Genomic DNA, 24,129 nt, shown 5'->3' with positions numbered 1-24,129 from the left:
TTCGGCCGGCCGGAGCGCAGGCTGCCAGCCAGCAGAGCGCCCGTTAAGGGCGCTTGTTTATTGCAACAGGGTGGTCAGGAAGCGCTTTCGGCCGCGACCTTGCTGCGGGGCGCCTGGGTCACAATGCCCTGCTCATAGGCCATGGCATGGGCCATCTTGGGTCCGGTCCAGAGCACCGGCAGCAGCAGCAGCGACACCGGGGCTGCGGTGATCACGATAAAGGACTGCAGCGCATTAATGCCGCCTTCACCCATGCGCAGCAGTACCGCCGCCACCAGACCCATGGTCAGGGCCCAGAAAATGCGCTGGCTGGTGCGCGGGGTGTGGTCGCCGCTGATCGCCATGGCGATGGAATAGGCCATGGAGTCACCTGTGGTGGCCACGAAGATGACGGTGAGCACCAGGAAGGCGGGTACCATCAGCTCGGCCAGGGGCAGTTGCTGGGTGACCGCCAGCAGGGCGGCGGGCAGACCGCTTTCCTGCAGGGGCGCGGACACCACGCCGGCGGCGGCCTGCTCGTAGAAGATGCCGGCACCACCGATGCTGGAGAACCAGAAGTTGGTAACCAGCGGGGCCATCACCGCCACGGCCATTACCAGCTCGCGCAGGGAGCGGCCGCGGGAGATACGGGCGATAAACAGCGCCATCATGGGGCCGTAACCGATAAACCAGCCCCAGAAGAACACGGTCCACCAGCCCAGCCAGGCGTCATCCTGACGGTTCAGCGCCATGGGCATAAAGTCCTGCAGATAGGTACCCATGCCGTTAAGGAAGGCGTCAATGATGAAGTTGCCCGGACCGGCCAGCAGAATAATGGCCAGCAGCACCACCGCCAGCACCACGTTGGCGCTTGAAAGCCACTGAATGCCCTTTTCAATGCCGGTGGAGGCCGACAGGGTATAAATGGCCACCAGGCCACCCAGAATGGCCAGCTGCAGGGTGTAGTTGTTTTCCCAGCCCAGCAGCGCCTCAAAGCTGAAGCCCAGCTGAGTGGCGAGAAAGCCGATGGGGCCTATGGTGCCGGCGGCCACGGCGATAATGGAGACCACGTCGGCCAGGGTGCCCAGCCAGTGGGTTTCCACCTTTTTGCCCAGCAGCGGATAGAGCAGAGTGCGCGGGCGCATGGCCAGCCCCTTGTGATAGTGGGCGTACACCACCACGATGGCAGACAGGGTGCCGAGTGCGGCCCAGGCCAGAAAGCCCCAGTGCATAAAGCTCTGGGCCAGGGCGGCAGACACCTGGGATACACCGGATTCGGCATCGGCAAACAGCGGCGGCGTGGTCACATAGTGATACATGGGCTCGGCGGCGGACCAGAACACACCACCACCGGCCAGCAGGGTACACATGATCACTGCCAGCCAGCGGAAGGTGGAGCTGTCGGGGGCCACGGCACCGCCCAGACGGATATCACCGTAGCGGGTCAGGCCCAGCACCAGGGCGATGACCAGATTGGCCACCATCCACACCTGCCACAGAGGACCAAATACATCAACGGTCCAGGCAAAGCCCTGGTTGATCCATTGGGTCATCTGTTGCAGGTCAAAAAAGGCGAGGATTACAAAGAGGAGCAGGAAGCCGCCGCTGAGGCCGGCCACCAGCCTTTGTTCGTTAAGGCTGAGTTTGGAAACTTTCATCAATTCACTTTGTTCAATGCATGAACGCGCCAATTGTACAGAAAAGGCGCTAAAAAGTGAAATTTGATTAGAATGCAAAATAAACCGCCGGTATGCCATGTTTGGAATATAACGGCGGAAACAGAAGGTGAAGCCTCTATAAAGTGCTGTTTTTTTGTGGTTTTTGTCGTTTATCTGTGGCCGTGTTACAGCGGCTTTTCCATATGCACATGGACGATGCCTGCATCAAGAAATTCGTCTCCGTAAGGAGTAAAGCCCAGCTTTCGGTAAAAGCCGGTGGCGTATTTCTGTGCACCCAGCCAGGCCCGTGGCAAGCCCCGGCGGGCGGCCTCGTCCACCAGTGCCTGTACCACTTTTGAACCCAGCCCCAGCCCGCGAAACGTCTTGACCACGGCAATGCGGCCGATATGACCATCGTCCAGCATGCGGCCGGTGGCCGCCCACTGGCCGTCGATGCTCAGCAACACATGAATGGCGCTGTCGTCCAGACCGTCGAACTCCAGCTCCGGGCTGATGTGCTGCTCCTGAATAAATACGGCATTGCGCACGGCACGAATGGCCGGCTGATGTTCGTGATCAAAGGGTACGAGTTGAATATGCATGGCGGACTCCAGGTGCTTGTTAATAAGGGAAAGACACCATCATGTTATCCGGGTTTGTGCGAGTATGCAGGCTTTGTGCGCACCCTTTGGCCATATCAGACCCCGGCCACCTCATCCGAAGTCAGGGAGCGCCACTGGCCCGGGGGCAGATCCAGCCGGACGTTGCCGACTTGTTCCCGGTGCAGCGATTCTACCCGGTTGCCCACCGCTGCAAACATGCGCTTGACCTGATGAAAGCGCCCTTCGGTAATGGTCAGCAGCGCCTCGCGGGGGCCGGCCGGCTCCACCCTGGCCGGCAGGGTCGGTCTGGTTTCGCCCTGTAACAGCAGCCCTTGGGCAAACCGGGGAGCAACATGTTCCGCCAGCGGATCCCGCAGGGTTACCCGATACACCTTGGCACAGTGTTGCTCGGGCCGCGTGATATTGAACGACCAGCGCCCGTCATCGGTCAGCAGCACCAGGCCGGTGGTGTCGGCGTCGAGGCGGCCGACAATGTGCAGCTCGTCGGGCTTGTCGATGTGCAGCCAGCGAAACAGCGACGGATAGACGCCGTCCACATTGGAGCACAGGGTGCCGGCGGGCTTGTGCATCATCAGGTAACGAAACGGGCGGGGCACCAGTCGCTGGCCGGCCAGGGTGATGTGGTTGTTTTCGTGCACCTGGGCTGCCTCATGGGTGATCACTTCACCGTTGACCCGGGCCTCGCCGGCGGCAATGGCCCGCCTGGCCTCGGCCCGGCTCAGATCCGTGCTTTTGCAGATGAATTTATCGAGTCGCATGGGTTCATGGGGGCTGGCAAAGAGCGCCATTATCGCACAGGGCGCATTGTCAGTCTGTTGGTGGTGTTATCTGCAGGGCCAGCTCCCGGCATAATGACAGCAGTTCGGGAGCGTCGTTCAGGCCGGTAATAAAACGCTCGGGAATGCCCGACAGACCGCACTGGGCACCCGCCAGGGCGCCGGTGAGCATGGCGCGGGCCTGATTCTGGCCGCCGCCGTTAATGGCGTGCAGCACCGCCGATTCGAAATCGCCGGCAAAGCGCGCCGCCAGGTAATAGACGGCGGGCAGCACATGATAAATGGCGCAGGGCATGCCGTATACCAGGGATACCTTCCAGGCCGGCTCAATGCGCACCCCGGGATCCGCCACCGCCTGGGCAATATGGGATGGGGTGAGCAGGGCATCGGGTGAAGCAAACCGGCCGGCCCGGGACGGCTCGGCCCCGGGGCGCGGCGGGTTCAGCCCCTGGGTGGTGACCGCATGAAAGGGCAGCTCGCCATCCTTTACCAGAGTCATCAGCCGGCCCGAGAGTGCGCCATCGAGTGCATGCCCCTGCACCAGCTGGCCAAGTACGGCGCCATAGGCCACCGTCATCGCCAGTATGCTGTCGTCGCTTTGGGTGATAACGGCATTGGCCGCCACGGTGTGCGCCAGCCGGGCGGGTTGGGTGGCGTAGCGCACCGCCAGCGCCATTTATGGGAGTACCGTCCAGCAGCGGCAGCAGTTGTGTATCCAGCCGGTGGCAGAAGTCGGTGTGATCGTAGCCGTTGCCGTCTGTCAGCGACTGCAGCAACAGCCTGAGAATAAAGGCGGGCTGGGAGCCGTCGCCGGCCTGCAGGCCTTCATGATAGCGGCCGGGCTGGGGACGAGTGTAGTCACTGATCCAGTGGCCGTGATCCCGCCGCAGGGCGCCGAGATCGTAATACCAGTGCGGGCCCACGCCCAGCGCCTCGCCGATAAAGGCGCCCATCAGGGCACCGGCGGCCCTGTCCTGCAGTGGTGTCATGGCCGTCTCCGAATGGCAAACAGACTGTCCTTACTATATGCCAGCCAACCTGCCTCTGCAGACCCATGGTGTTATCAACGACAGTACACCATATTCTGGATGCCTTTCTTCGAGGACATGACGACAGAGAAAAACGGGGCTTAACCAGGCAGGAATCAGGGAGAAACCGTCATCGACAGCCTTGGTTCAGGAGCCGATGGCAGCATGCCATCCTTGACCAAATAGGGGGTGATCAGCACCACGGTTTCGGTTTGCACATCTGTATGGGTCGTTTGCCTGAACAGGCGTCCTAGCAAGGGAATGTGCATCAGCACTGGCACGCCTTTGACGCCTTCTTCTGTTGTTTGCCGGATTAATCCGCCGATAAATACCGTCTGGCCGCTGTTGACCAGCATCTGCGTGGTGACCTCTGTGGTGCTTTGCGAGGGAATGCCCTGCTGGTTGACCGTGCCCGTACTGACCTCCGGGTGAATTTGCAGCAGGATCCGGTTGGCTTCGTCGACCGCCGGCTTGACCTTGAGGATCACACCGGATTCGAGAAAATCGACGCTTTCGGTGGTGATCTGGTTGATGGTGGTGGTGACCTTGAAGCCCTGACGGTCACCGATCACCGTGCTGGCTTCCTGGTCTTCCAGCGCCAGTATTTTGGGGGTTGATACGGTATGCAGCCGGTTTTTGGTTTGCAGGGCGTTAAAGAACAGTTCCAGATCCGGCGTGGCCAGATCGATAAAGATGCCATCATTTCCCGGTACCAGCCCGGAGGTGCCGGCGATGCCCTGGCCCCCTTTAAAGATGGTGGCCCAGTCGATGCCGAAAACATCGCTGTCCTGCAGAGTGACGTCGAAGATTTTGGCCTCGATCAGGATCTGTCGCGGCTGACGGTCGATTTCCTCGAGCAGCTCGCCGATGCGGGTGAGAAATTCCGGCTTGTCTTCCACCACCAGCAGACCGCGCTCCGGCAGGGCGGTGATATTGCCATAGCTCGAAATATACTTGCTCAGGATATCCTGAATGGCAACGGGATCGGAATACTGGACCTTGAAGGTTTTCAGCTCGGTCAGGTTGTTGTAGCTGTATTTGCCGACATCCTCACGCTTGCGGATAAAGTAACTGCCATGACGCCGTTCCACCACAAAGTTGGCCGATTCGGCAATCATCTGAATGGCTCTGGATGTTTCCACCTCATAAAGGTTGACCGATACCGGCCCCGATACCCCTGTTGCCAGCATGATATTCAGCTTTTGCTGACGCGAAAGCATGTCCATGACCTCGGCAATGTCGGTATTATTGACATTAAGCGATACTTTTGCCCCCAGTGCCGCTGGACTGATGTACACAAGGAGGGAAACAAGCAAGGGCAGCAAGCGCTTGAAGGCCGTGCTGAGAGTATGCGCGCACATAGTAATTAAAGCTCCTGCATTCTTATTATCATTTTTGGGACGTTCTTTCCTTGAGAAAGACACGATATCTGTTTGAGCCTTTTTCGAACAGGGTTTCTTCCTGGGAAACCGAAATTAATCGATACCCCTCATGAACGTCGCCGATGGCCAGTATGATGCCATCGACATTGGCCAGCGAAGCATCACCGGCCATCAGTAACGCGCGCAGCGTGAAGGTGGGTCCGGGAGCAACCGGCTTCGGCGCGGTGCGGCTTTGCAGCCCGGCTTGCGGCCTGACGAAAGGATCCCGTGATGGCATGCCGGTATCCGCCAGGGAGAAGGCTGAAAGCAGCCAGAGGCCGATGGGAAAGAGTCGTCGTATCTTCATGATTCCGCCTTGTAGGCCACCAGGGTGAGCTTGATATCGATGCGGGTGTCATCTTCCTGGGTACGGACTGGTCGCATATCGAAGGAGGAGATCACAACAAAACCGAGCTGGTCGTTCAGTTCATGGATCCAGCGGTAAAAGTCCATGTAGCTGCCGGTGAGCTCGATATCGAATATCAGCTCCTGAAATACGTCGATACGGCTGCCCGAGCGTGGCACCAGGCTGGTCAGTTGCATCCGGTTGTGCCAGGACAGGTTTTGCAGAGATTCAATAATATAGCTGCCCAGCTGTCTGGTGGGGCGTTGGGCCATGTCACCGTGAATGGTATGCCGTAGCGTTTCCACCTCGGTGCGGAGTTGAGCGAGCTGGTTGTCAAGCTGGCGGGTTTCTGCCGGCGTACTGTTTGGCAGCATCAGGGTATCCTGTGCCATGCCATAGCGTTTCAGTTCCGGCAGCAGCAGGTAGGTGAACAGTGTCACCAGCAGCAGCAGGCCACCACCGGCCATTGCCAGTAAGAGGGTCCTTGCATGATGCGGATTGAGCTTTATGTCCGGTTTCATGGTGCTTCATCCGGGTTGAGACGTGCGGTTAATTCAAAATCCAGTACTTCGCCACTGGTGTAGCGGCGCAAACTGGTGCGGCTCAACCGAACGTCGGCGATTTGGGGCTGTCCGGACAGCTGGCGCAGGAAGTGAGACAGGGCTACATGATCGGCGGCCTGGCCATGCACCGTCATGTGAATGTCCAGCTTCAGTGCTTCCTGTCGGGTGGCGGGGCTGTCTTCCGGTCTGACAAGAATGAAATATCCCTGGGTCGAGGTACCCGGTGGCTTGTCAACCAGGCTGCTGGCCCGCCGGAAGTTCCAGTCCTGAAACCAGACGGGATGGTCTCCCAGTGCCTTGTCGACGGCGTCGAGTAATTCGGCAACCGCCACTCCGCTGCGCAGGCCCTCGAGAAAACGCAGTTCCCGGTGTAATGCCGCCCGGGTCTTGTTGAGTTCCTGCAGCTGGTTCTGACGGTAGCGAAGATCGTTATGCTGCTGTTGCAGGGTGAATATCCGGTGTTCCAGGTGGTCGTTATGGCGCGACAGCAGCAACGCTGCCAGCAGCAGCAGCAGGACGGAGATCACCGCGGCAGCAAGACCGTAAACAAGCCGGCGTTTCAGCCGTAGCCCGGCACGGTAGTCCGGCGGAATCAGATCCAGTTCATGCATGTGCCGTCAGCTCCTTCAGCGCCAGCCCGGTGGCAATATAGAGATCCTGCTGGCTGCCCGTTGTGTGCTGTCGCTCCCCCTGGAAGGCGCCCAGAGGATCGGGATGCTGAGTGGGGATCTCGATCAATGCCTGCAGCCGGGCAGACAGCCCGTTCCACCGGGCCAGACTGCCGAACAGATACAGATTGTGCACCGGCTGGCCATGCAGCTCCGACGCGGCATAGATCAGGGTTCGGCGGATTTCGTCCTTGAGCTGTATCAGGTCCGACTGCAGTATGTCCAGGGCCAGCGTCCGTGCCTTGTTGTTGCTGGGCAGGGACGCCGCCCAGTGTGCCGACTGGCCATCGGTATTTCCCGAACGCATCAGTGCCCGTGCCTGCTGGCCGGAGATGTCCAGCTCCGTGGCCAGCCGCTCGAGCAGGGCAGTTTCGCCGAAACCAATGCCGTGGTCGATCACCAGACGGCGGCCAGAGATCATGGTCAGGTAACTGATATCGTTACCAAAGTTAATAACCAGGCTGTTGCGGTCCGGGGCATGGCCATTGAGCCAGGTGATCAGACGGCTGATGGCGATCTGGCCAATTTCAACCGAGGTCACCTCCAGCCCGGCCCGGCGCAGCAGCTCCAGATAATCGACAACATCGGTGTGCCGGGCCATGGCGATCAGTGCCAGTCGTTCCGGCCTGTCATCTGTGGTGCGGATAGGCACATAATCGATCACCAGCTCATCAAGGGGTTCGTTTAGCCGCTGGGACAGGGTAGTCAGTATGGCGTTGGCCTCATCCTGGCCGGCCTTGAGCGGGTAGCTCAGCGACAGCGTCCGGACCTTGTCCGCCGGCAACAGGGTAGTAACCCGCCGGCCGCGAAAGGGATGCTGCTTGAATACCCCGGCCAGCAGGCTTTTCAGGCCCTGTGGCGAGGCCAGCAGGGTATCCCTGTCAACCGGGTAGGCAACCGAGCAGGCCGCCTGCAGGAGCGGTGTTGAACCGGCGGTCTGTGTCTTGAACTGGGCCAGGTTGAGACTGTTCTGTGACAGCTCCAGACCGATGGAATGAGTACCGGCTCCCCTGAACCAGGTGGCCGCCGGTAACTTAAAGGGTAACTTAAATGCCATGGACATCGTCAGGGTTTCTCCTGTCAAACATGGGCTGACGCTGGCAAAGGCGGTACGTTTCATTTGCCATAGATCACCACCAGCTGTGGAGGGTTGTCACCCTCCCGAGCGTGAAACTCAAGGCCGTTTCGTTTTGGAGCATCGGTGACCAGTTGCACGCCGTGATTGGGCGAGACGCCGTCCAGCCACTCCTGCACCAGGGGGGTGATATCGAATTCATACCAGCCGGTATCGGCAACGGGTTGCGACGCCACCACAATGGGCTCGTAGCTGCCGCCGGGCCCGTTTCCCCAGGGGTGGCTGCCATCACGGCTGACCCAGGTGGCGCCGCTTTCGGTCCAGCTTTCCTTGATACTGTGTATCCGCAGGCTCCAGTTGTTGTTGTTGCCGGTGCGACTGCCGGCATACAGGCGCAGCCGGGCGCTGCTGAGGCTGGCATCGGCGGGCAGGTCTGCGAGGCTGAAGTTCAGCAGGGTGGCCCGCCGGTTGTTGCTGTTGTCCGTGCCAGCCTGCAGGCGGGTGTCGGTGCCCATGGGCGTGCTGCTGGCGCCTTCATTGATAAAGGTATCGCGGGTGGGCAGCAGTATGCTCTGCCTCAGGTCGCTGTTTTTACTGGTGCTGGTCAGCAGCCAGTAGTGGGCGTCGGGAACACTGCCAAACACATGGGCGCAGGTCCGGGGATCGATGGCGGCCGCCGTAGGCTTGGAAATACCGAATCCGCTGATCGGGTAGCCATCCAGCCAGATGCCCGTAGCCGAGTAAAAATGCGCATAACCGAGGTAGAGATCGGTGACCAAAAACTGATCGGTGTCGGGCAGGTGGGCGATGCCTTCAAAGTCGCTGCCCAGCCCCGAGGGCCCGGCCAGTTGCATGCTGAACTCGTTACCCAGTACCAGGGAGAAAGCCTGATCGATGATGTAAAACCGGCCCGTGGTTTTATCGAGCAGGGCGATATAGCCGTCGTAACTGCCGCCTTTGATATAGCTGGCGCCGCGCAGGTCGGATGCAAAGTCGACCAGGATCCCGACAGGATGGGTGGATGGTGGCTGCGCAGGGTCAATCTGGTAGATGTGGTTGCCCCTGACGGCCAGCAGCTTGCCGGCCAGTTCCCCTTCGGGGATGTACGCAATACCTTCCAGCCCTGACAGGCCGGAATTAAAGGTGTCGTCGAGCAGCTGGCCCATCCGGTCGAGCAACACCAGCCGGCCGGAGTCGCCCACCGCTACCCAGCCGCCGTCGGCCGGCACTGTGTTGCCGTTGAAGGTCATGCCTCCCGGTACCGGGGTGATGCCGGTATTGTAGTGGTAGCTCTGCCCCGCCGTGCTGAACTCGCCGGCAATGGTGTCGGGAATGAACACGGCGCTGCAGGAAGGTGTTTCGGGTAGGGTGCACTGGGCGCCGCAGGGGCAGTGATACTGGATGGTCAGTTTCGGCCGCAGGGCGGCGGTGGCATGGTTGCTGCTGCTGAAATCGGCATGGTTGACCCCGGGGCTGCCCAGCAGCATCACACCATGGTTGTCCAGATTGCCCGCGACCCAGTCGCCGGCCAGCGCGGTGATATCCCACTGCACCGGCCCACCGGCGGGTTCAATGACGGCGCTGGTGATGGCCGTCGGGTCGATATCTCCCCCCGGGCTGGTCCAGTTGGTCGTATTCAGCGCTTGACTCCAGCTGGCCTGGCTTTGATGCCAGTCACGGGTGACCCGGTGTAGATCGATGGCGGCGGTGTCGCCGGAGCCGATGCCTTCGAGGTTCATCTCCAGGGTGGCCGAGGTAATCAGGGAGGCTGGCGGGATGGCGGAAAGGTCGAAGCGCAGCAGACCACGCTTCTGGACATTGCTCTTGTTGCTGATGCGCAACTGGGTGTCACTGCCCCAGTTGGTCCCCGGGTTGCCGTCATCCAGATAGGTATCTGCACCGTCGGCCGCGTCCGGCTGCAGCACCAGGCTGGTGCTGGCAGTGCCGGCATCGCAGGGGCAGGCATAGGTCAGCACCAGTCGTGGACGCAGGGTGGTATCGGCGTGTTCTTTCGAGGCGAAGCGCGGGGCCGAGGTCAGACCGGTTTGCAGCAGCAATCCATGGTTGGGGTCGGTGCCGTCGAGCCAGCGTTCGACCTGGGTACCGATATTCCAGCTGACCCAGCCGGGAGTCAGGCGAGCCGAGGCGCTGGCAACGGGGGCGGCCTGATGATCGCCTCCTGGGCTGCTCCAGCCATTGTTGCCATTGTGTGTGTTCCAGGTGGCGCCGTCCGGGCTGCCGGTGCCCTGACCGCTGCCTTCCACCCAGCCGCGGGTGACCCTGTGTGCGCTCAGGTTGCCGCCCAGGCTGAGGCTATTGAGCTGATAGAGCTGCAGCTCGGCGCCGAGCAGGCGAACGCCGCCGGGCAGGGCGGACAGATCAAACTGCAGCAGGCTGCGCCGGGTCCAGCTCGGCAGCCCGCTCACCTGCAGCTCGTAATTGCCGTAATTCTGGTTTGCGTAAAACTGATCGACCAGCACATCGCTGCCGGGATCTGTGCCCAGCACCAGGGTCTGGCTAACCGGAGTTTCGTAGGTGTCGACTGCATCGCGGCGGATGCTGTAGCGGCTGCCGTTGGCCAGCAGGGCGCTGGCGGTAATGCTGACCGGGGAGCCGCCGGTGGGGCTGATCACCGTGCTGTAGCTGTGGTTGCCGAACGGCTGATTGCCGAGGCTGGGATAGCCGCTGCAGTTGGCCTGCAGGGTCTGCCAGAGCGCATGATGGAGACCCGCTTCGGCCACATAGCGGGCCTTGTGTGTATTCGCCTCGCTGCGGCTGCTGGCCAGGTGCAGGGCGCTGCTGTGGCTGAGCAGGTAGGCGAGACTGGCCAGCAGCGTCAGGGTGATCACCACCGGCAACAGCAGGTAACCGCTTTGGTGACGCCGGTGCGGACGCATCACAGCCCGCCTCCCAGGCGCACACGCTGGTTGAGGCTGATGCTGTGTTCGCCATCCCGGGCCAGGGTCAGGGTGATATCCACCAGCTGGCTGCGACCGCCGGCCAGCGGCACCCGCTCAATCCGCAGCAGGGTTACGCCCTCGGCCAGCACGCTTTCGGTGTAGTCACGGCCATCCACCAGGCCATCGCCATTCTGGTCGCTGAAGGCCGGCCAGCGCTCGATCAACTGGTCGCCGTCAAGGTAATAAACCACCGGCTCGAAGCCGTCTTCGTCTGCAGTACCGTCCTCATCGTCGTCGGGCGGAGAGCCTTCGTCGATGTTGCCGTCAAAATCGTCGTCGATACCCGCCAGGCCCGGCTTTTGGTCGAGGTTTACATCACTTGGCAAATCCTCGTCGTCGCTGCCATCGCCATCCTGATCGCCGCCGCCCAGGGGATCATCACCGCTGTTGCCCTGCTCGTCGTTGTCTCTGGCAGGATCGGCGGCGGAGGACTCGTCGACACTGCCGTCGCCATCGTCGTCGATACCGATAATGCCGGGGGCACCATCCCGGGTGTTGTCGGAAAACACATCCTCGTCGATCCGCTCGGCTTCGCCCGGATCGCGCACACCGTTCTGGTTGCGGTCGAGGAAGTCGCGGTCGTTGTTGGCGTCGGCCCAGCCATCGCCATCGAGATCCTGACGCGGGCTTAGGGTTACCGCCAGCACCGCCGTGGCCAGGGTGCTGCCGCTTTCAGGAGGCGAGGCCGGCACGGTTTGCACCCGCACATGCTCCTGCCAGCCGGTGCCGGGATTGTCTGCCAGCGGCAGCAGTAAACGCTGGCTGTTCTGCACCGATTCTGTCATCCGCGTCAGGGCAAAACTGGCGTCATGGGCCAGGCTGTTGCTGGTCTGGCCCTCGTCCTGCAGTCCGAGGGCGGAGCCGACCAGGCCACCCAGCCCGGCCATCAGTAATGACGCCACGGCCAGCGCCCCCAGCAGTTCATGCAGCGACAGTCCCCGCTGCCGCAGCACGGAGGTGGCAGGATGCCGGCTCATTGGCTCACCAGGGTTTCCAGGGCCTGAGGGGTACCGGCCAGCTCCACCCTGAGCCAGAGCAGGCCGGTGTCGGCGGCGGCAAAGGGATCGCCGGTTTCGCCATCATAAAAAGCCAGATACACCTGCCGCTGCAGGCTGCGGCCATCGCTGCTGATGACGGTATCGGACAAACTGCTGAGCGTGGTGGGGCCGGCCACGGCGGTGGCGAGCAGGCCATATTCGCTGGCCAGCACTTGTTCCATCTTGCCGGCCAGCAAGGGCTGGTCGATGCGGTGTTGATGATGAGCACTGGCGGCCTGGCTGCCGGATTGCAGGGCCTCGATGGCCGGCACCAGAGTCAGGCCGATAATAAAGGTCGCGATCAGGGCTTCAAGATAGGAAAACCCCTGCTGGGAGAACGCCATTGCGTCTCTGGTTTGGCTTCTGCTGTCCATGCGCGCACTCGTTTATTGTTGTTGTGATTATTGCCAGGTGATTCGGCCGGTTCCGGGGATGACGGTTAGCTGCCGCCGGTGCCGGCCATCGCTCAGTATGACGGCGCCGCTGACCAGCATACGCCGCGTGCTGCTGTCCAGATAGTAGGGTTCGCCGCTGCTCAGAAAGCGGATGTCCTGCTGGCCGGTGGCCAGCCCCTGATAGACAAAGGTGGCGTCGTCGAGCCGGACCGGGTGGTAGCGTGCGTCGGTGGCGAAGCTGAGCTCGTAGCGCTGTTTGTCGAGGGGATGGTAGACATCGAAGGTCACCACCGGCGAAGGCCCTGAATCGTCGATGCGATATACCTGCAGCCGCTGGGCGGCGGTGTCGAGCAGGACTCCGTGTTCGGCTCCGCTGCGCCGTGCTTCATTCCGGGCAAAACGGATGGCGCCGGCCACCTCGGTGGTGGCGAGCTCAACCCGCTCCGGGCCCTGTGCGGTCAGCGAGGGCACGGCCACCAGCGCCAGAGTGCCGAGCAGGGTGACCACCAGCAGCAGCTCGGTGAGGCTTCTGCCATGGCAACGCTCCGGGACAGCCGGCATGGCCATCCTTCCTTACAGATCGTCATAGTCTTCGTGGTTGATGATGATCTTCCCGGTCTTGCGATCGTATTTCCAGCCGCCGGTGGTGGTGCCGCTGGCATTCATTTTCAGGTCGCCGTCTTCGATCACGGAGAGAGTCGCTACATTCATAAAAGGGTCGCCGGGCAGTGTGGCTTTCTTGTAATAGGGGCCGAAACGGTGGTTGCTTGTATCACTGACAGAGCAGGCGCCACCGGCATCATTGCTGTAAAGCGTCAGTTGATCGATAAAGGTTTGACCGGCGTTGGCGAGAGTGCCATCCCCTGTGCCTTTGGTTCCCGTACAGGCATTGGCGGAGATGGCGGTGCCGTTGCCGGGATATGCCCCATGCTGCTGGTAATAAAGGTCGATCATCGAGCGCAGGTTGGCCAGGGTACTCTGGGCGGATGCGGTTTTGGCATCGTCGGTGGAGGCACTGAACTGCGGAATGACAATGGCGGCCAGAATCGACAGTATGATCACCACAATCAACAGTTCGACCAGGGTAAATCCTTGTACTACCTTGTTTTTTATTTTCATGGTATAGCCTCTTCCTATCAGCTAGCGCGAACACCTGAAAATGCTCACATGGGTCTAAATTTAATCTAGTAAAGCCGTTGTAAAGATCAATAACCGGACTGCTTCATACTCCTGTTACCGGCCCCGAAAGGCTCTCTGTGGTGTTTCAATGGGCGACCCGGGACAGCTTGAAAATGGGCAGGATCAGGGAGCTGACCAGCACGCCGACCACCAGGCCCATCACCAGCAGCATCAGTGGCTCGGCGAGCCTGGTCAGGGTGTTCAGGCTTTTACGCAGCTCCCTTTCATAATGTTCGGTCAGCCGCAACATGACCCTGGGCAGGTTGCCTGTTTCTTCACCGGTGCGCAGCATCTGGCGCACCAGAGAAGGGATCCAGCCGGCCTTTTCAAAGCCGTAGGACAGGCCCTTGCCTTCGGTGACATTCTGCTGCAGCTGACCGATAAACTGCTGAAACTGCCGGTTGCCGACCACATCACGCGTGGCATCCAGGGCGGCAACCAGAGGCACGCCGTGACTGAGTGACAGCCCCAGCACCCGCAACGACTCGGTCAGATAGAGGCGGATATACATGCTGCGGAGACCGGGGAGTGTCAGTCGCCAGCGATCCAGCCGTTGTCGTCCGGCTTCGCTGCCGGCCCAGGCATATCCGCCCAGGGCCAGCAATGCGGTGGCGAGGCCGAGCCAGGGCCAGTGCCGGCGCATGATGTCACTGGCGCTCATCAGCACATTGGTGGTCCAGGGCAGCTGATCGCGGATAGACTCGAACATGGTGTCGAACTTGGGAAATACCACCACCAGCACGAACAGCATGACCGCCACCGAAAACAGCGCCAGAAATACCGGGTAGGAAGCGGCCCCTTTCAGCTGCTGGCGGAGCTGTTCACGACGCTCGTCCAGTTCGGCCAGGTGCCGTAGCACCTTGTTCAGGAAGCCACCCCCTTCGGCGGCGGCCACCAGGTTGACATAGGTGGTATTGAACAGCCGGGGGTGATGGGACAGGGCCTGGGACAAAGGCTGGCCGTCGGCAATGCGCTGCTCAAGATCGGTCAGCAGGCTGTGCATCGCCGGATGCCGGGTTTGCTGTCTGATGGTCTGCAGCGCCGCCAGTATACTGGTGCCGGTTTCCAGCAGCAGCGACAGCTGCTCGCTGAAAAACAGCCGGTCGGCCGCCTTGAGCCGGGGCTGGAGCAGCCCGCTGAAGGGGGAGGAGCGCATGGTGGTGGCGGCGGGTTTGCTTTTTTTTACGGTCAGTGGCATCAGGCTGCTTCCTCAGACATTGATCACCCGGGTGATCTCTTCGGCCGTGGTCAGGCCACGACGCACACGTTCCAGCCCATCCGCAAACAAGGAAGGGATCTGCTGCCTGATACGATAGTCCTCCAGCGTATCCAGGCTGGGGTTTTGCAGAATGAGCTGTTGCAGCGCCGGTGTGTTCGGCATCAGTTCATGAATGGCGAGACGGGACTTGAAGCCGGAGTCGTAGCATTCGCTGCAGCCCCGGCCGCGGGACAGCATTACACTGCCATCGGTGGGCCAGCCGTGTTGCTGGCAGATTTCCACCGGCGCCAGGTACTGGGTTTTGCAGTGGCTGCAGATGGCCCGGATCAAGCGCTGGGCCACGACCCCGGCCAGCGCCGAGGCCAGCAGGTAGGGCTCGATGCCCATGTCGACCATGCGCACGATGGCGCCGGCACTGTTGTTGGTATGCAGCGTCGATAACACCAGGTGGCCGGTCAGGGCGGCCTGTACCGCGATGGCGGCGGTTTCCCGGTCACGGATTTCGCCGACCAGCACGATGTCCGGATCCTGACGCAGTACATGGCGCAGTATCTTGGCAAAGGACAGGCCGATCGCCTCCTTGACCTCGTTCTGGTTGACGATATCGAGCTGGTATTCAACCGGATCTTCGATGGTGACGATATTCTTTTCGACACTGTTAAGATGGTTGATGGCGGCATAGAGGCTCGTGGTCTTGCCGCTGCCGGTCGGCCCGGTCACCAGGATCAGGCCATAGGGACGTTGCAGCAGTTGACGGTATTGCGCCAGGCTGTGTGCGTTCATGCCAAGTTTGTTGAGATCCAGCAAGGAGTGCTGCTTGTCCAGCAGCCGCAGTACCACTTTCTCACCGTACAGGCCTGGCAACGAGCTGAAACGCAGATCGACCAGGCGGTTTCGGGTCTGCACCTGGATACGCCCGTCCTGGGGCAGGCGCCGCTCCGAGATATCCAGGCTGGCCATTACCTTTAACCTCGACACCAGCGCCGGCAGCAGCTCCAGGCGCAGAGTCATGACCTGATAGAGCAGGCCGTCGATGCGGAAGCGCACCCGCGCCGTGCTGCGATCCGGCTCAATATGGATATCGCTGACATTGTCGTTGACGGCCCGCTGCAAAATGGAATTGACCAGCCGGATAACCGGACTGCCTTCGGCCAGTTCGTCGATACGGGCATGGTCATCGATACGGGCTTTTTCCACCAGCTCCAGATCCTGATCCTGAGACTCAATCAGTTCCAGAGATTCATTCGATAGCTGGTCGTCGCCATCGGCGTAGACAGTGTGCAGGGTCTCCTGAATGTTCTCGCGACAGGCCAGTACCGGCCTGACATGGACCCTGAGCAGCTCCTCCAGCTCGGTGAATGCCGGCATTTGCTGGGGGTCGGCAGTGGCGACCAGCAGCTCGTGGCGCAGCCGGAACAAGGGCACTATGCCCAGCCGCTTGCAAGTCTGGGCCGGTATTTGCCGGGTGATCTCCGGATCGTAAAGACCCGGCCGCAATGTGATAAAGGGCAGTTTCAGCTGCCCTCCCAGGGCTTCCAGTAGCTGGGTTTCCCGAATCCAGCCTTTTTCCAGCAGAATATCCCCCATGCGCTTGTTGAGCCTGTCCTGCAGACCGATGACCTCAGTCAGCTGCTGCTCGTTGATGACCCCCCGGGAGAGCAGGATATCTCCCAGGCGGGCCGGCTCTTCCGATCTGCCGGCGGTGGCCGACAGTATTTCCTGAGACAGCTCTTCCAGATCAATCTGGTTGCCGATGCCGGTGAAATTGAGCACTTCACTGACCACGGGCTGGGCATGGGTGGTTTTGAGCCAGCCTCCCAATGATGCCAGCTGCTCCCCGATATCCAGCAGACATTCCAGAGCGGCACTGTTGACGCGTTCGATATGGCTCAGGTCGATAATTTGCTGCCATTCCCCCCGTTCAATGCAGCCGCTGGCACAGGCCGCCAGTGCACCGAGTACCCCGGTCTCGGTCAGCTTCAGGGTCGGGGTGATGTAACTGATGAGGCCAATTTTGGTGTGCATGACCGGCTGCTGATCATGCGTCTCTGTACCAGAAGCAGTGGCTTCCGGCTCGTGCTCCGGACGTGGCTGAACGGCGCTGTGATTGGTCTGGAATGTCATCTGCAGTCAGTATCCTGGTCTCAGAAACTTGGCCAGCGGCTGGGGTTTGCCGAACAAATACCCTTGTCCGTAATCAATGCCGATATCGATCAGCTGCTGCCGGATATCCTCGGTTTCGACGAACTCTGCTATGGTTTTCAGCCCCATGGACTTCCCTACCTTGTGGATGGCCTGCACCATGATACGGGCCGTCGAATCCTGACTCATGGCGCGAACAAAAGAGCCATCGATCTTCAGGTAGTCAATGTCGAGCTCACGCAGGTAGCTGAAGGAGCTCAAGCCAGTGCCGAAGTCATCGAGTGAAATTCGACAGCCGGTCTCGCGCAACTCGGTGATAAAACGCTTGGCATCCACCAGGCTGCGGATAGCAGCGGTTTCGGTGACTTCAAAGCAGAGGTGTCTGGGATTGATGCCGTGGAAATTAATCATTTCGATGATCTTCCTGACAAAATCCGGATCCGAAATGGATTGCCCCGACAGGTTGATGGACCAGAGTGCGGTCTGATCACGGGGCAGTTGCTCCAGTACCAGCTCGATGACCCGCAGATCGATGGCCGGCATCAGGTGATAGTGCTCGGCGGCGGACATGAATTCACCGGGCGAAATAATGCAGCCGGTGTCGTCGATGTAGCGCAGCAGTATCTCCCCGTGGGGCTCATTGGTATCACCGGGGTACAGAGGGACGATAGGCTGAAAATAGGGTACAAAGCGGTTATTGCGCAGCGCTTCCTGGATACGGCCAACCCAGCGCATGGCCACGGAGCGGGATGCTTGCTCGGTGTTGTACTGGCTGCAGATCTGCAGGCGGTTGCCGCCCTGTTCCTTGGCAAGGGTCAGTGCAATGTTGAGGTTTGACAGCAGCCGGTCAACGGACTGGCTCTCGTCTCTGAGTCCCGACAGGGCAACGCTGCAGCTGACGTTCTGGCATTGTTCGCCGTTGGTGACGCTGAGCTCGCCTATCTCCTTGATAATCTGGTGCCCGATTGCCCGTGCATGTTGCATCGAGCAGTTGGGCAGCAGCAGGGCAAAGGTATTGCCAGTGAGTCGGGCCAGGGTATCGCTGCTGCGGATACAGGTATTCAGAATATGCGTGACCCGCAGCAACAGCCTGTCGCCTTCGCTGAATCCCATCACATCATTGATCACTGCGAATTTGTCGATGTTGACCAGAAGCAGCGAGTGATGAAAGCTCTGGTTCTGTTTGGTCTCCAAAATGTGTCTGAGCTGATGCTCAAAGCCCTCGTGTTTTACCAGGCCGGTCTTGTCGTCGTAGATGCTGAGAATGGCCTTGGTGACCTTGCCCGCCATGGCCATCAACAGGTTGCGATCGCTGTTGGTAAAATCACTTTTGTTCATCAGCTTCGCCAGCATCAAGAAACCGAGCAGGTTTTCCGCCTGGTTTTTGATGGGGCAAAGCGTGATTTTGTAAGGCAGCTTGTAGTCACTGTTATGGGATGCCAGTTCACTGAAGCTGTTGATGACAAGTGCTTCGCCCGAGGCGGAGAGGTGATCGAGAAAGCGTTGCCGGCAGTCGTTCATGGCGTACTGAAACTCGTCGCGTTTGGGCTGTTCAGCACCCTGGGTGATCTCTATTTTTTGCCTGGGCAGCCACAGGTAGGCGAAATCCACGGCCAGGTAATCGATACAGTTTTTTACCATTTGTCTGATGGCAGACTGGCTTTTCTCGTAACTGAGCGGCTGGGTATCGGTGTCATAGATCAGATGGAGCTCTTCGTAACGTTCGGACAGTTCGGTAGCCATGCAGTTCAGCTCGTACAGCAGGGCTATCTCGTGCTTGAGACTGTCCCGGATAAAACGGCTGACCTCCAGTGCGTCATCGATATCGTCCTGTACCAGCAGAGAGAGCCTGGCCCAGACTATTCCATTGTCGCCCTTGATGGTGTGCATGATGACAGTGCTGTCATTTTGCTGCTGCACCCATTCTTCAGTCTGGTTCGAATCTGGGGTCAGGCGCGCAATCCAGGCTGGCTCGGGATCTTCCGGTGAGCCGGATGTATCCAGTACAAGACCATGGTGATCCTGCACCAGCCAGGCCTGCAACCGGGGCAGCTGCTTGTTTGCATAGTGCATGTAACGCTTGAAGTCGATCGCTGGCAGTTCGAGTAAATGCATGGTTCAGATCTCCGAACGGTGCGCTTCGAAATACCCGCCAAGTTCAAATGTCAGCTGACGCAGGCTGAGGGGTTTCTCGTAAAACCAGAGGTTGTCGAAGCCTTTTGACCAGGTGCGATGCTCAAGCTCGGTACGTGAGGTCAGCAGCACAATAAGAAAATGTCTGTCGGGTATCTCGGCCTGAATCTTTCTGCATAATTGCTCACCGGTCATTCTGGGCATCTGAATATCGGTGATCAGCACATCGGGCGGATTTTCCTGCAGTCGGGCAAAGGCCTCTTCCCCATTGCCGCAGGTGCTGATTTGGTAACCCTGGCGCTGCAGCTGCAGGCTCATGATCCTGAGAATATGGGGTTCATCGTCTACCAGCAGTATGGTTGGCTTCATGCAGGTACCTTTTTTAACAGAGCGACGGTTTTATCAAACTGGATATGGAAGCAGGAACCCCGCTCCAGCTCGCTTTGCACGCTGATGCTGCCATGCAGCAGGCTGACGATTTCACGGGTCAGCGACAAGCCGAGCCCATGGCCCGGACGTTGTTGCACTTGCTCGCTGGCAGCACGGAAATGCTTTTCAAATACATGAGGGCGGTCAGCGTCTGAAATACCGATGCCGGTGTCCTCGACCATGATGATGATGCTGCTGTCGGTCTCCTGAGCCCGGAGCGACACAGTGCCATTCGCACGGTTGTATTTGATGGCATTGGTCAGCAGGTTGATGACGGCGATGCGGAGCAGATCCTTGTCCAGATAAAGGGGGGGCAGGTCGTTGGGCACGGCAAACTTGAAGTGAATATCCTTGTGCTGAGTACCGGCGGAGATTGAGTCCAGAGCGTCTTTCAGCAAGTCATGCAGCCGGACATGGTGACGATCCGGCTTGAGCGTGCCACTTTCCAGCTTGCTCAGATTCAGCAGGTTGTTGATCAGGTTGGAAAGGCGCTCTGTTTCGTCGTGAATGATGTTGCAGGCTTCGATGCGGAATTCGGTTGAGTGTCCGTCTTCCCCCAACAGCGCTTCACTGTATATGGAAAGGGTATTGAGGGGGGTTTTCAGTTCGTGCGCGACCTGAGCGATAAACTCGCCGCGATGCGCTACTGCCAGCTGATGCTCGGTGATATCCCGGCCGACAACAAGTGTGCCAAAGGTCTTGTCCGGGCGACTGGGCGAGAACAGAGGGTAACGCTGGAAGCGGATTGAGCGTCTGGTGTGACCTTCAGTGGTCAGAATGATTTCGTTGGCTTTCTTGGCCGAAAGTGGTGTGCTGTTGCCCTGATTGCTAAAGCCGTGGAGTTCGCGGTAGGGACACCATTCGGCCATGGTTGCGCCTTCCTTCAGGGGCGTCTGGATGTTCAGATAGTAGCGCAGCTTGCTGTTGGAAAAACACAACCGGCCTGTGTCATCGAGAACAAAAACGGCATCGGGCAAGGTTTGCAGAATGGAGTTCAGGCGGGAATTTCTGAAGGATTCCAGCTTGCTGTTCAGCAACAGTTCATGATTGCTTACTTCCAGGTGTTGCTGCTGCTCGGTCACCCGATCCATGACACTGTTAAAACGCTTGATAAACTCGAGCAGCTCACCGTTGGCCTCAAGCTGGATGGGGGCCATACGGTTGGTGTTGATCAGCTGCTCCAGCTGGTCATTCAGCTTGTTCAGCTGACCATGTTCCAGTCGGGTCATGAAATAGACCACACAGCCCAGGTTGAAAACGAGAAACGCCAGGGTGGCGATAAAGGGCAATTGAGCCGTCAGCCCACTCCAGCCGGGGGCAAAGAACCCCAGCCGGACAAACGCCTGCAACTGTTTGTCCTGTAACAGGGGGGCATGGAACTCCAGTATTCTGGGGGAGCCAGCATCCGGCTCTATGGTCCGCTCGCCAAACCAGAATGCCGGCTCGCGGGGAATATGCCGGGTGGGCACCCGAACGCCATCGGCAGCTTGTTCGACCAGAAGAGCGCCGTCCGGGCTGACTAGAGAAATATAGGCAAAATGTTTTTCCACCAGTGCATAGTGAATGGTGTTCATCAGTGCATTGTTGCCCATGTTGGATACAAGTTGCTCGACCGGCATGGCGCTGATGATCCTGGTCAGGCTTTGTCCCTGGCTGTGTAGCCACGCCTCTTTTTGCTGGCTCAGGTGGTGGTAGATGACGGCCGTGACGCAGCCGATCATCAGCAGCGAGATGGCGATGACCGCAAGGCCTTTATGATCGGCCCGCCACTCGATGAAGCGCGAATTTAATGCGGCCGGCATTGCACCGACCCTTCGGCGAAACGCGGGTACGCTCTCTCATGAAAACGCGGCGGTATGTATGTTGGTGCAAGGAATGGTGAGGGTATTACTCCCGGATCTTTCCCAGTGGTATTAGGCGAGACAATCCTTGTCTGCATCGAGAAACTCCTGCAGGGGTACCATAAGGCACACTCCATCCGTGAGTGTGCGTGCGAAGTTCATTTGGGTACCAAAAGAATAGCCCAGAAATCTGCTCTTGCTGTACTCATTTGAAAATAATTTTCTACAGCAAGAAAACAGGGCGTCAGGTTTGTTATTGCCACTGGCTGGGTGGGCAAGGACCGCGCAGAGTCGGGCTGATTGGCCCGGGCTTCCCCGGACCAATGGGTCTTACTTTTTCTTCTGCAGCGCCGCCGCCAGGGCCGCGCCCATGGCCCCTTGCGGCGCCGGTTGCTCCCGGCGGGCCGGACGGGGTTGGTGCTGGCTCGCAGGTTTGCCGCCCCGGCTGCGATCGTCCCGGCGCGGCGCGGCCTTGCCCTCGGCGTGCTCGGCGGCGCTCTGATCCAGGCGCATGGTCAGGGCGATGCGGTTGCGTTGCAGATCCACCTCCAGCACTTTCACTCTGACGATATCGCCGGCCTTCACTACCTCGCGCGGGTCCTGCACAAAGCGGTCGGTGAGCGCCGAGATATGCACCAGACCGTCCTGATGCACGCCGATGTCCACAAAGGCGCCAAAGTTGGTGACATTGGTCACCACCCCTTCCAGCACCATGTCGGGAATGAGATCGGCGGGCTTTTCCACCCCGTCCATAAAGCGGGCGGTCTTGAACTCGGGGCGGGGATCCCGGCCCGGCTTGTCCAGCTCCCTGAGAATGTCCTGCACCGTGGGCAGACCGAAGTGCTCGTCGGTGTAGTCTTTCGGATCCAGGGTCTTGAGCAGACCGGCGTTGCCCAGCACGTCTTTTACTGGCTGCTTGAGCCGCTCCAGCATGCGTTTGACCACGGGGTAGGCCTCCGGGTGTACCGCCGAGGCGTCCAGCGGATTTTTGCCGCCCTGAATACGCAAAAAGCCGGCACACTGTTCAAAGGCCTTGGGGCCGAGGCGGGGCACCTTGAGCAGCTGCCTGCGATCCGCAAACACACCCTGTTCGTCCCGGTAGCTGACGATGTTCTGGGCCAGGGTGTGGGTCAGGCCCGAGACCCGGGCCAGCAGCGGTGCCGAGGCCATGTTCACGTCCACGCCCACGGCGTTGACGCAGTCTTCCACCACTGCTTCCAGCTTGCGGGCCAGCCGGGTCTGGGATACATCGTGCTGATACTGGCCCACGCCGATGCTCTTGGGATCTATCTTCACCAGCTCCGCCAGCGGATCCTGCAGCCGGCGGGCAATGGACACGGCACCGCGCAGGGACACATCCAGATCGGGAAACTCCTGGGCGGCCAGCTCGGAAGCGGAATAGACGGAGGCGCCGGCCTCGCTGACCACCACCTTTTGCAGCTTGAGCGCCGGGCTTTGCTTCATCAGTTGCTCTACCAGCCGTTCGGTTTCCCGTGAAGCGGTGCCGTTGCCGATGCTCACCAGGCTGACCGCATGCTTGCGGCACAGCGCCTCAAGAGTGCGCAGGCTTTGCTCCACCTTGTTGTGGGGCTGGAACGGATAGACGGTGGCGTGTTCCAACAGCTTGCCGGTGTGGTCCACCACCACCACCTTGACCCCGGTGCGTATGCCCGGATCCAGTCCCATGGTCACGCGGGCCCCGGCGGGGGCGGCCATCAGCAAGTCTTTCAGGTTGAGGGCAAACACGCGAATGGCCTCTTCCTCGGCCCGCTCCCGGGCCTGGCCCAGCAGCTCGGTTTCCATCTGCAAGGACAGCTTGACCCGCCAGGTCCAGCTGAACACCCCGGCCAGCCATTTGTCGGCGGGGCGGCCCTTGTCCTGCCAGCCGGCATGGCGGGCGATAATGGCCTCGCAGGGATGACGTTCGGCTTCGCTGTCGACCGCCAGCCCCAGGGACAGCACGCCCTCGTTGCGGCCGCGCAGCATGGCCAGCACCCGGTGCGACGGCGCCTTGCCGATGGGCTCATTGTGTTCGAAATAGTCCTTGAACTTGGCGCCGGCCTGCTCCTGACCTTCCACTACCTTGGCTTGCAGCTGGCCCTGCTGTTGCAGATGCGTACGCACCGCTTCCAGCAGATCCGCCTGTTCGGCCAGGCGCTCCATCAGTATGTATTTGGCCCCGTCCAGTGCCGCCTTGGTATCGGCCACGCCGGCCTCGGCGTTGATAAACTGCTCGGCCAGGGCCTGGGGATCCTGGTTCGGGTCGTTAAACAGGGTATCGGCCAGGGGGGCCAGGCCGGCCTCAATGGCGATCTGCCCCTTGGTGCGGCGCTTGGGTTTAAAGGGCAGGTAGAGATCTTCCAGCCGGGTCTTGGTGTCGGCGGCCAGCAGCTCGGCCTTCAGTTCTTGGCTCAGCTTGCCCTGCTCGTCCACCGACTTGAGGATCACCGCGCGTCTGTCTTCCAGCTCGCGCAGATAGCCGAGGCGGCTGTCGAGATTGCGCAGCTGGGTATCGTCCAGGCCGCCGGTCACTTCCTTGCGGTAACGGGCAATAAAGGGAACCGTGGCGCCCTCGTCGAGCAGGCTCACGGCGGCGTTAACCTGCGCCTGGGCCACGCCCAGTTCCTGCGCCAGAATATGATTGATATTGGTCATGA

Annotated in this window: 20 protein-coding genes and 1 pseudogene; all 21 read right to left on the bottom strand. The window is 60.1% G+C overall.

Annotated features, from left to right (window positions below; translation table 11 throughout):
• Nucleotides 1-74: 74 nt before the first annotated feature.
• Complete coding sequence (locus tag DA373_RS12925; protein WP_107852722.1) at nucleotides 75-1,637, bottom strand: BCCT family transporter; 1,563 nt, start codon at nucleotides 1,635-1,637, stop codon at nucleotides 75-77.
• A 185-nt stretch (nucleotides 1,638-1,822) separates the two neighbouring features.
• Nucleotides 1,823-2,239 carry a GNAT family N-acetyltransferase gene (locus DA373_RS12920; RefSeq protein ID WP_107852721.1) on the bottom strand — a complete coding sequence of 139 codons (417 nt, stop codon included), beginning with the start codon at nucleotides 2,237-2,239 and terminating at the stop codon, nucleotides 1,823-1,825.
• Between the two features lie 95 nt (nucleotides 2,240-2,334).
• Nucleotides 2,335-3,018 carry a pseudouridine synthase gene (locus DA373_RS12915; RefSeq protein WP_107852732.1) on the bottom strand — a complete coding sequence of 228 codons (684 nt, stop codon included), beginning with the start codon at nucleotides 3,016-3,018 and terminating at the stop codon, nucleotides 2,335-2,337.
• Nucleotides 3,019-3,067: 49 nt separating this feature from the next.
• Entirely contained in the window at nucleotides 3,068-3,712 is a 645-nt protein-coding gene (locus tag DA373_RS12910; protein WP_232821275.1) for an ADP-ribosylglycohydrolase family protein, read from the bottom strand.
• Between the two features lie 136 nt (nucleotides 3,713-3,848).
• A pseudogene (locus tag DA373_RS16640) lies at nucleotides 3,849-3,989 on the bottom strand (ADP-ribosylglycohydrolase family protein); the annotation flags it as partial.
• A gap of 191 nt (nucleotides 3,990-4,180) precedes the next feature.
• Nucleotides 4,181-5,290, bottom strand: a complete 1,110-nt coding sequence (locus DA373_RS12905; protein WP_157953725.1) for a type II secretion system protein GspD — start codon at nucleotides 5,288-5,290, stop codon at nucleotides 4,181-4,183.
• Between the two features lie 163 nt (nucleotides 5,291-5,453).
• Nucleotides 5,454-5,792 (bottom strand): hypothetical protein, encoded by a 339-nt coding sequence (locus tag DA373_RS12900; RefSeq protein WP_107852719.1) that lies wholly within the window; start codon nucleotides 5,790-5,792, stop codon nucleotides 5,454-5,456.
• On the bottom strand, nucleotides 5,789-6,352 hold the full coding sequence (pilO, locus tag DA373_RS12895) for a type 4a pilus biogenesis protein PilO (RefSeq protein ID WP_107852718.1): 564 nt from the start codon (nucleotides 6,350-6,352) through the stop codon (nucleotides 5,789-5,791). Before pilO ends, DA373_RS12900 begins: the two co-directional genes overlap by 4 nt.
• Nucleotides 6,349-7,005, bottom strand: coding sequence for a PilN domain-containing protein (locus DA373_RS12890; protein ID WP_107852717.1), 657 nt, complete (start codon nucleotides 7,003-7,005; stop codon nucleotides 6,349-6,351). Before DA373_RS12890 ends, pilO begins: the two co-directional genes overlap by 4 nt.
• A complete protein-coding gene (gene pilM, locus DA373_RS12885) occupies nucleotides 6,998-8,119 on the bottom strand; it encodes a pilus assembly protein PilM (protein ID WP_157953724.1) in 1,122 nt (373 codons plus the stop codon). Before pilM ends, DA373_RS12890 begins: the two co-directional genes overlap by 8 nt.
• Before the next feature lie 59 nt (nucleotides 8,120-8,178).
• Nucleotides 8,179-11,034, bottom strand: a complete 2,856-nt coding sequence (locus DA373_RS12880) for a DNRLRE domain-containing protein (protein WP_107852715.1) — start codon at nucleotides 11,032-11,034, stop codon at nucleotides 8,179-8,181.
• Entirely contained in the window at nucleotides 11,034-12,074 is a 1,041-nt protein-coding gene (locus DA373_RS12875; protein ID WP_107852714.1) for a hypothetical protein, read from the bottom strand. Before DA373_RS12875 ends, DA373_RS12880 begins: the two co-directional genes overlap by 1 nt.
• Nucleotides 12,071-12,508, bottom strand: coding sequence for a type IV pilus modification PilV family protein (locus DA373_RS12870; RefSeq protein ID WP_157953723.1), 438 nt, complete (start codon nucleotides 12,506-12,508; stop codon nucleotides 12,071-12,073). Before DA373_RS12870 ends, DA373_RS12875 begins: the two co-directional genes overlap by 4 nt.
• 27 nt (nucleotides 12,509-12,535) lie before the next feature.
• Nucleotides 12,536-13,090 carry a GspH/FimT family pseudopilin gene (locus DA373_RS12865; protein WP_157953722.1) on the bottom strand — a complete coding sequence of 185 codons (555 nt, stop codon included), beginning with the start codon at nucleotides 13,088-13,090 and terminating at the stop codon, nucleotides 12,536-12,538.
• A 12-nt stretch (nucleotides 13,091-13,102) separates the two neighbouring features.
• Nucleotides 13,103-13,648, bottom strand: a complete 546-nt coding sequence (locus DA373_RS12860) for a type IV pilin protein (RefSeq protein ID WP_107852711.1) — start codon at nucleotides 13,646-13,648, stop codon at nucleotides 13,103-13,105.
• Nucleotides 13,649-13,793: 145 nt separating this feature from the next.
• Nucleotides 13,794-14,906, bottom strand: coding sequence for a type II secretion system F family protein (locus DA373_RS12855; RefSeq protein WP_107852710.1), 1,113 nt, complete (start codon nucleotides 14,904-14,906; stop codon nucleotides 13,794-13,796).
• A gap of 12 nt (nucleotides 14,907-14,918) precedes the next feature.
• On the bottom strand, nucleotides 14,919-16,952 hold the full coding sequence (locus DA373_RS12850) for an ATPase, T2SS/T4P/T4SS family (RefSeq protein ID WP_198650313.1): 2,034 nt from the start codon (nucleotides 16,950-16,952) through the stop codon (nucleotides 14,919-14,921).
• 105 nt (nucleotides 16,953-17,057) lie between these two features.
• Nucleotides 17,058-19,184, bottom strand: a complete 2,127-nt coding sequence (locus tag DA373_RS12845; protein ID WP_107852708.1) for a putative bifunctional diguanylate cyclase/phosphodiesterase — start codon at nucleotides 19,182-19,184, stop codon at nucleotides 17,058-17,060.
• A 3-nt stretch (nucleotides 19,185-19,187) separates the two neighbouring features.
• Complete coding sequence (locus tag DA373_RS12840; RefSeq protein WP_107852707.1) at nucleotides 19,188-19,571, bottom strand: response regulator; 384 nt, start codon at nucleotides 19,569-19,571, stop codon at nucleotides 19,188-19,190.
• Nucleotides 19,568-21,433, bottom strand: coding sequence for a sensor histidine kinase (locus DA373_RS12835; RefSeq protein WP_107852706.1), 1,866 nt, complete (start codon nucleotides 21,431-21,433; stop codon nucleotides 19,568-19,570). Before DA373_RS12835 ends, DA373_RS12840 begins: the two co-directional genes overlap by 4 nt.
• A gap of 369 nt (nucleotides 21,434-21,802) precedes the next feature.
• Nucleotides 21,803-24,127, bottom strand: coding sequence for a Tex family protein (locus DA373_RS12830; protein WP_107852705.1), 2,325 nt, complete (start codon nucleotides 24,125-24,127; stop codon nucleotides 21,803-21,805).
• Between the last annotated feature and the right edge of the window lie 2 nt (nucleotides 24,128-24,129).

It is taken from the genome of Oceanimonas marisflavi (assembly GCF_003049725.1).
GTDB classification, from domain to species: domain Bacteria; phylum Pseudomonadota; class Gammaproteobacteria; order Enterobacterales; family Aeromonadaceae; genus Oceanimonas; species Oceanimonas marisflavi.
The sequence above is the reverse complement of the archived record's forward strand: the minus strand, read 5'-3'. Positions and strand labels throughout refer to the sequence as shown.

Bases quoted from the DNA above. Each gene is read 5' to 3' on its own strand.
- DA373_RS12920 (WP_107852721.1), bottom strand. From the start codon at position 2,239: ATGCATATTCAACTCGTACCCTTTGATCACGAACATCAGCCGGCCATT.
- DA373_RS12830 (WP_107852705.1), bottom strand. From the start codon at position 24,127: ATGACCAATATCAATCATATTCTGGCGCAGGAACTGGGCGTGGCCCAG.
- DA373_RS12915 (WP_107852732.1), bottom strand. From the start codon at position 3,018: ATGCGACTCGATAAATTCATCTGCAAAAGCACGGATCTGAGCCGGGCC.
- DA373_RS12840 (WP_107852707.1), bottom strand. From the start codon at position 19,571: ATGAAGCCAACCATACTGCTGGTAGACGATGAACCCCATATTCTCAGG.
- DA373_RS12925 (WP_107852722.1), bottom strand. From the start codon at position 1,637: ATGAAAGTTTCCAAACTCAGCCTTAACGAACAAAGGCTGGTGGCCGGC.
- DA373_RS12855 (WP_107852710.1), bottom strand. From the start codon at position 14,906: ATGCCACTGACCGTAAAAAAAAGCAAACCCGCCGCCACCACCATGCGC.
- pilO (WP_107852718.1), bottom strand. From the start codon at position 6,352: ATGAAACCGGACATAAAGCTCAATCCGCATCATGCAAGGACCCTCTTA.
- DA373_RS12900 (WP_107852719.1), bottom strand. From the start codon at position 5,792: ATGAAGATACGACGACTCTTTCCCATCGGCCTCTGGCTGCTTTCAGCC.
- DA373_RS12865 (WP_157953722.1), bottom strand. From the start codon at position 13,090: ATGCCGGCTGTCCCGGAGCGTTGCCATGGCAGAAGCCTCACCGAGCTG.
- DA373_RS12860 (WP_107852711.1), bottom strand. From the start codon at position 13,648: ATGAAAATAAAAAACAAGGTAGTACAAGGATTTACCCTGGTCGAACTG.
- DA373_RS12845 (WP_107852708.1), bottom strand. From the start codon at position 19,184: ATGCATTTACTCGAACTGCCAGCGATCGACTTCAAGCGTTACATGCAC.
- DA373_RS12905 (WP_157953725.1), bottom strand. From the start codon at position 5,290: ATGGACATGCTTTCGCGTCAGCAAAAGCTGAATATCATGCTGGCAACA.
- DA373_RS12880 (WP_107852715.1), bottom strand. From the start codon at position 11,034: ATGCGTCCGCACCGGCGTCACCAAAGCGGTTACCTGCTGTTGCCGGTG.
- DA373_RS12890 (WP_107852717.1), bottom strand. From the start codon at position 7,005: ATGCATGAACTGGATCTGATTCCGCCGGACTACCGTGCCGGGCTACGG.
- DA373_RS12875 (WP_107852714.1), bottom strand. From the start codon at position 12,074: ATGAGCCGGCATCCTGCCACCTCCGTGCTGCGGCAGCGGGGACTGTCG.
- DA373_RS12910 (WP_232821275.1), bottom strand. From the start codon at position 3,712: ATGGCGCTGGCGGTGCGCTACGCCACCCAACCCGCCCGGCTGGCGCAC.
- DA373_RS12835 (WP_107852706.1), bottom strand. From the start codon at position 21,433: ATGCCGGCCGCATTAAATTCGCGCTTCATCGAGTGGCGGGCCGATCAT.
- pilM (WP_157953724.1), bottom strand. From the start codon at position 8,119: ATGGCATTTAAGTTACCCTTTAAGTTACCGGCGGCCACCTGGTTCAGG.
- DA373_RS12850 (WP_198650313.1), bottom strand. From the start codon at position 16,952: ATGCACACCAAAATTGGCCTCATCAGTTACATCACCCCGACCCTGAAG.
- DA373_RS12870 (WP_157953723.1), bottom strand. From the start codon at position 12,508: ATGGACAGCAGAAGCCAAACCAGAGACGCAATGGCGTTCTCCCAGCAG.